The organism is Microcystis sp. M090S1 (genome assembly GCF_020246295.1).
Classification (GTDB): Bacteria; Cyanobacteriota; Cyanobacteriia; order Cyanobacteriales; family Microcystaceae; genus Microcystis; species Microcystis aeruginosa.
Window position 1 is genome coordinate 1 of the sequence record NZ_JADBTF010000267.1, and the last position, 5,919, is coordinate 5,919.

The 5,919-nt window shown below is 43.5% G+C and carries 7 protein-coding genes and 1 pseudogene; 4 read left to right on the top strand and 4 right to left on the bottom strand.

The window, feature by feature from the left end; genetic code table 11:
- The 3 genes and pseudogenes from IM477_RS11855 to IM477_RS11865 all read right to left on the bottom strand — a co-directional run.
- Positions 1-138, bottom strand: a pseudogene (locus IM477_RS11855) (flagellar assembly protein H); the annotation flags it as partial.
- Positions 139-314: 176 nt separating this feature from the next.
- A complete protein-coding gene (locus IM477_RS11860; RefSeq protein ID WP_045358889.1) occupies positions 315-509 on the bottom strand; it encodes a DUF2949 domain-containing protein in 195 nt (64 codons plus the stop codon).
- 383 nt (positions 510-892) lie between these two features.
- Positions 893-1,414 carry a DUF192 domain-containing protein gene (locus tag IM477_RS11865; RefSeq protein WP_287731854.1) on the bottom strand — a complete coding sequence of 174 codons (522 nt, stop codon included), beginning with the start codon at positions 1,412-1,414 and terminating at the stop codon, positions 893-895.
- A gap of 302 nt (positions 1,415-1,716) precedes the next feature.
- On the opposite strand from IM477_RS11865, the gene petM reads away from it, so the two are divergent.
- The 3 genes from petM (at position 1,717) to thyD (ending at position 3,419) form a co-directional block, all read left to right on the top strand.
- Positions 1,717-1,830, top strand: a complete 114-nt coding sequence (gene petM / locus IM477_RS11870) for a cytochrome b6-f complex subunit PetM (protein ID WP_012265655.1) — start codon at positions 1,717-1,719, stop codon at positions 1,828-1,830.
- A gap of 105 nt (positions 1,831-1,935) precedes the next feature.
- Complete coding sequence (gene psb28 / locus IM477_RS11875; RefSeq protein WP_149988306.1) at positions 1,936-2,295, top strand: photosystem II reaction center protein Psb28; 360 nt, start codon at positions 1,936-1,938, stop codon at positions 2,293-2,295.
- A gap of 176 nt (positions 2,296-2,471) precedes the next feature.
- Positions 2,472-3,419 carry a thylakoid membrane protein ThyD gene (gene thyD, locus IM477_RS11880; RefSeq protein WP_149988305.1) on the top strand — a complete coding sequence of 316 codons (948 nt, stop codon included), beginning with the start codon at positions 2,472-2,474 and terminating at the stop codon, positions 3,417-3,419.
- Positions 3,420-3,455: 36 nt separating this feature from the next.
- On the opposite strand, the gene IM477_RS11885 is transcribed toward thyD, so the two are convergent.
- Entirely contained in the window at positions 3,456-4,181 is a 726-nt protein-coding gene (locus tag IM477_RS11885; protein WP_287731856.1) for a GUN4 domain-containing protein, read from the bottom strand.
- Positions 4,182-4,409: 228 nt separating this feature from the next.
- Between IM477_RS11885 and lysA the strand changes: the two genes are divergently transcribed.
- Entirely contained in the window at positions 4,410-5,807 is a 1,398-nt protein-coding gene (gene lysA, locus IM477_RS11890; RefSeq protein ID WP_287731857.1) for a diaminopimelate decarboxylase, read from the top strand.
- The last annotated feature ends 112 nt before the right edge of the window (positions 5,808-5,919 follow it).

Below are 5,919 nucleotides of genomic sequence, written 5' to 3' on the forward strand. Positions count from 1 at the left end.
GTTTGGCTCGGCATTGGGGGAAAAAAATAAATCTATCTGTCGGGTTTCATCGCTGACTTCTTTGCTGATTTCGACGATTCCCAGGGGAGAAAGTAATTGTTCAAGGTAATTTTTGGCAAATTGGTCATGGGGTTTCATGGACTGAGCAGTTAATCGATAATTCTCAATTGTATAGTTATTAAAAAAGTGGGTTTAAATAACCCACTTCTCAAGTGATGATTGGTAGTTTTTGGGATCGGAATTTTCAAACTGTGCCAGAAACTATGAGCAGCCATGGCAATTATTCTCCTTGTCAATAGTGAGCAATTGTAAGATTAGACTACCTTTTCGAGAAAATCATAAATTTTGTCTAATTGTTCCAAGGTCACTAAACCGTACTGCCAGAGAATCATCGGTAAATGAATTTTATCAGATTGGATCGAGCGCTCGGCCATAGCGATCGATTCTTGGGGAAGGGACAATTCCTCTTGTAGAAATTGTCGGAATTGGGAATAGGCAATCGTGGACATGGGGGTACTTTTTCCTCAATAGTATATCTCGTAATTTCAATAAAACACCACCTGATCGGTTTCAAGGACAGTTAGTCTCGCGACCGTTGTTTCTGTATCTAAGCTATCTCGATGATTTCGATAGAGCTGCTTAAATTGTAATCAGCTTTTCTAAAAATCGCTGGCTCTCTTAAGATAGTCCCGTTAGCTCGAGCAGAATTTTGTCTCTGTTTAATCTATAGCAAGGGTGAAGATTATTCAATCTATGCTTGATAGACTATAAAAATCTTAATCGATATGGTTATATCTTAAACAGTATAAATGCGTAATACCTTATAACAGCCATACTTATACTTCCAGACAAGGGACACCTTCTATAAGAAAGTTAACACCATTTTCAAAAATCAAGGTCTTGAGATAGACTCAATCTTAATTTTATCTCCTTCTTTCACTCCTAATTCTTTCGCTCGGCCCCCGGCTAGTTCGATGACTTGATTAACCATGGTGTTTGGCCCATAGACAGGACAAGGATCGACAGCACAAGGAGGGACATTGAGCAAAACTGCTTTTACTATACCATCTTTTAGAAAAATCATGTCTAGAGGAATCGAGACATTTTTCATCCAAAACCGGGCCACCAGAGGTTGTGCAAAGGGAAATAGCATACCGCGATTTTTCTCCAAAGACAAGCGATACATTAAACCCTTGGCCTGTTGTTCTGGGGTTTGAGCCACTTCTAACTCAATCATCTCACCATTAATATCTGCTTTGGCCGTGAGCGGTAATATTTGCCCTTGATTCTCAGTCGTAATCTGAGCCATTGAACTATTATTACCATTGAGATTAGTCGGTTGACAACTTAGCAGCAACAAACCTAAAAATAATATTAACTTGATCTTGAGCATAAATGATTTTTTACCAGTCATCACCAATAGTTATCAATACTTAATTTTTCTAGTATAAGTGAAGAATTAAGCAGATAAGACATTAACACAAAGTAGCGACTGTAAATATAAAGATAGTATTAAAAATATCTAGCATGGGGGTGAGCATCCTTCCTTGAGGAGAGGGGCAGGATTGCTAGAACGTATATACTAGGAAAATTCTCAAAGTTATTGGCCGATTTTCCCCCTCAATTTTGCCCTAGTCTGGCTGCAGTCGATCGCCTTCGTAGGTTAAAATACCATTGATCTGTTGATCGATTATTGTAGGCTCAGGAGCCATCACCATGACCGCAGAAAGTATGTTATTTAATGGGGCGATCGTGGCGATCGTTCTCGTCCTCGTCGGATTAGCTTGGGGTTTTCTCCTCCTCAAAATCCAAGGTGGAGAAGCGGAATAGCTTGTTTTTCCGTTCATGGTTACTTTATTAGTAATCATGAACTAATTTTTCCCCATCAAAAGTAATTAAGAGAAAATCAATAACTAAAATTTTATAGCTATACCTATGACCACTCCCACGATCGAGTTTTTTGTCGGTTTATCAGAAGAATTAAGCGGTGTTAGTCTCCGCAAAAATAAAAGTACCGGGATTCGCAATGTCCTGATGACTTTTAAAACCCTGAAAGCGATCGAACGTTTCCAAAGTTTCACCACCCGCACCTACGGCGATCTCCGTCTCACCGATGAGGAAGGAGTGATTATAGTTATTCCCAACTCGACTAAGTTTATTTTTGGAGGAGATGAAGGAGATGAAATTCAACGGGTAGAATGTGGTTTTGAAATCACCGATGAACACTGGGAGCGTTTTATGCGCTTTATGAATCGTTATGCGGCAGCCAACGGGATGGGGTATCAGGATAAGTGAGAAGTGGGGTGATGGGGGAATGGGGAGATAGGGGAATGGGGAGATAGGGTGATGGGGAGATAGGGGAATGGGGAAATTTCAACTAAAACCCTAAAACCCTAAAACCCCAACTCTCAACTCCTGACTCCTGATAGTTAAAAACGAGCTAAAATAAGGATAAATTTAGTCAAGAAACCATGAAAATAGCGATTACTGGGGCGACGGGATTTGTGGGTAGTCGATTGGTGGTCAAACTCTATGATCGCGGCGATGACATCCTAATTTTGACTCGCAATCCCGATAAAGCCCGAAGAATTTACCCAAAGTCAATCTATCCTAAGATAGAGATTATTCCCTATATCGCCACAGAATCGGGGGATTGGCAAAAAGAGATTTGCGGATGTGACGCGGTGATTAATCTAGCGGGAGAACCGATTTCGGAACGCTGGACCGGTGAAGCAAAACGAGCAATCGTCGCTAGTCGGGAAATCGGCACCGAGAAAATTGTCGAGGCGATCTCGCGTAGCGAGCGCGTTGCGACCGCACTGGCCGACCAGAAACCGAAAGTTTTAATTAACTCCTCGGCGATCGGTTACTATGGAACCAGTGAAACCGCTAGTTTTGACGAAAATAGCCCTCCCGGTGACGATTTTCTGGCAGATGTCTGTAAAAAGTGGGAAACAGCAGCCCAAAAAGTGAAAGATTACGGCACTCGTTTAGTCATTCTTCGCACGGGTATTGTTTTAGGCAATGGGGGTGCTTTAGGGAAAATGATCCCACCCTTCAAACTATTTGCCGGCGGACCGATTGGCAGCGGTCGTCAGTGGTTTTCTTGGATTCATCGGGATGATTTAATTAATTTAATTATCTATTGTCTCGATCGCCAGGGAATTAGCGGTACTTTCAACGCTACTGCACCCAATCCCGTCCGGATGAAAGAATTCTGTCAGATTTTAGGGGAAGTAATGAATCGTCCTTCTTGGTTGCCAGTGCCAGATTTTGCCCTCGAAATTCTCTTGGGAGAAGGAGCAAAAATCGTCTTAGAAGGTCAAGAAGTGCTGCCAAAAGCCACTCAAGCGCTCGGTTTTGACTATCGTTATCCTAATCTAGAAGCGGCCTTACAAGAAATCGTCCCGAAAATGTAGAAAGCTGATACAATAGCCGGACCGAGTGTTCTCAATCTATTTTTCACTCCAGACGGGATGGGAGAATAAAGAGGCAGCCACTCTCACCCCGCGCAGTTGATTTAACAGGGGTAAATGGCCCACGGGAGCGCTTAAATCCCAGATAAATTCCTGCGGGTATTTCGTCCAATTATTGCCATTTTTCCAGCCAATTTTCGGCCAGAGTTTCGGGAAATCTTGTCCCACACCTATCCATAATTTGCGCTGCACCGACCAACCGAATTTCCCTTCCGAATGAACTAACCAAAGATGATCAATAGTCTGAATGTCAACCTTGGGAAAAGCTTCTACTTCCGTAAAATAGACCCATTTCCTCTGTATTGCTCCTTCTCCTGCTAATTCACAGAGTTTTTGACGGGTGAGACTATCGGCAGTTTGAAAATCCTGTTTAGCCAATAATTCCTGTAAAAGTCGATAATCGATACCTTTAGCACTATCGAGGGGAACAACACCCGTGGGGAAATAATTAGCTAAAAATTCCTTGCTCTGATCGCTATTATCTTGGTATAGCAATTGATAAGCCTTACCTGTCACCAGATTAACAGGAGTGGGCTGCTGGGCCAACAAAAAATCTCTCAATACAGTTAGGCCACCTTCTCCGGCCCCGGCTAATTGTGTCAGGATTTGTAATTGATTTTTCGGCGACTCGGTGGCTAATTGACTCATCTTGCGGGTAATATCCTCGCTTTGTTCTTCTACTAACACGCCATTCTGGTCAGTCATATCATCACTTTTAAGACCACTCCTTCAATACTATTACCACTATTTCGGGGTCGCTGCTCGATTTTTTCCTGACAAAAAAGGGATTTTTAGCGGGTGGTTGATCGTACACTGAAAGAGAGAACTATTTTGGCTATCTAGATCACCGACGGTCAAAATTCCCTTGACTGAATCGGTGATGGGCAGAGATTGTAACAAAAATTATCGATTTTTTGACAAAAAACACCGATCATGCTATCAACTGAACCTAAAATCAGCAATTCCGGACAAAAATATTTAGCCTATCAAGATTGTCTATCCCCGAATCAAACCCTGTTCCCCCTGACAGCCAAGGTTAATAACCGTGATTGTCTAGAAATCGGTGGTTGTGATGTGACCACCCTAGTGGAACGTTTCGGTTCACCCTTGTATATTGTCGATGAAGTCACCCTCCGCACTGCCTGTCGTCAATACCTGCAAGGTTTCCAGACCCATTATCCCGGAGAATCTAGGGTAATTTATGCCTCGAAAGCGTGGAATTGTCTGGCCCTATCGGCCGTGGTCGCTAGGGAGGGATTAGGTTTTGATGTGGTGTCGGCCGGAGAAATTCACACGGTGTTAACCGCTTTAGACCAGATCAAGAAAACCGATGTGCCGATATACTTTCATGGTAATAACAAATCGATCGCCGAGTTAGAATATGCGATCGAGCATAACTGCATTATTGTCGTTGATAACTGGCTAGAGTTAGAAAATCTGGTTAAATTAGGCGAAAATCGTCCTGATAACCCTATTCCGATCCTATTGCGGTTAACCCCCGGCATCGAGTGCCACACCCACGAATATATTCGCACGGGTCACTTAGACAGTAAATTTGGTTTTGACCCCCATCAAATCGAAGCGGTATTTGACTATGTTTTAGCTCATCCGCTGCTGAATTGTCTGGGTTTACACGCTCACATCGGTTCCCAGATTTTTGAACGTCAACCCCACCAAGACTTAGCCGCTGTGCTGGCAGATTGGTTTAAATTAGGTTTAGAACGGGGTTTACCCCTAGAGCAATTAAACGTCGGTGGTGGTTTAGGGATTCGCTACCTCGAAAGTGATGACCCCCCAAGTATCGAGGAATGGGTGCAAGCGGTGTCCTTAGCAGTGGCTAAAGCTTGTCAGGAAAGAGGTATCGCTTATCCGCTGCTCATTGCCGAACCGGGACGCTCTCTGATTGCCACCGCTTGCGTAACGGCCTATACAGTGGGTAATCGCAAGGAAATCCCCGAAATCCGCACCTATATCGCCGTTGATGGCGGAATGTCTGATAATCCCCGACCGATTACCTATCAATCGGTTTACCGGGCCGTGGTCGCCAATAAAATGAGTCAAGAATGTCAGGAAGTGGTGACAATAGCTGGAAAGCATTGTGAATCTGGCGATATTCTAATTAAGGATATTACGCTACCGAAAACCAACCCGGGGGATATTTTAGTGGTTTTAGCCACAGGAGCCTATAACTACAGTATGGCTTCTAATTACAACCGCTTACCCCGTCCGGCGGCGGTAATTGTCCACAACGGAGAAGCTAATCTGATCCTTGAACGGGAAAATCTGGCGGATTTGCTGCGTCAAGACCGTTTACCGAAAAATTGGGTTTAAAGCCTCGCCCTTTTAGGGCGACTTTATAGGATGTATGATATTAAGAATAGGGGGCCGGGTAAGCAACCGCTTAAAAAACCCAGTCATCAACCGATGAACGCACCTTGAAAAC

Excerpts from the sequence above, each read along its gene's own strand:
- IM477_RS11865 (WP_287731854.1), bottom strand. The coding sequence starts at position 1,414 with ATGACTGGTAAAAAATCATTTATGCTCAAGATCAAGTTAATATTATTT.
- thyD (WP_149988305.1), top strand. The coding sequence starts at position 2,472 with ATGAAAATAGCGATTACTGGGGCGACGGGATTTGTGGGTAGTCGATTG.
- psb28 (WP_149988306.1), top strand. The coding sequence starts at position 1,936 with ATGACCACTCCCACGATCGAGTTTTTTGTCGGTTTATCAGAAGAATTA.
- IM477_RS11885 (WP_287731856.1), bottom strand. The coding sequence starts at position 4,181 with ATGACTGACCAGAATGGCGTGTTAGTAGAAGAACAAAGCGAGGATATT.
- IM477_RS11860 (WP_045358889.1), bottom strand. The coding sequence starts at position 509 with ATGTCCACGATTGCCTATTCCCAATTCCGACAATTTCTACAAGAGGAA.
- lysA (WP_287731857.1), top strand. The coding sequence starts at position 4,410 with ATGCTATCAACTGAACCTAAAATCAGCAATTCCGGACAAAAATATTTA.
- petM (WP_012265655.1), top strand. The coding sequence starts at position 1,717 with ATGACCGCAGAAAGTATGTTATTTAATGGGGCGATCGTGGCGATCGTT.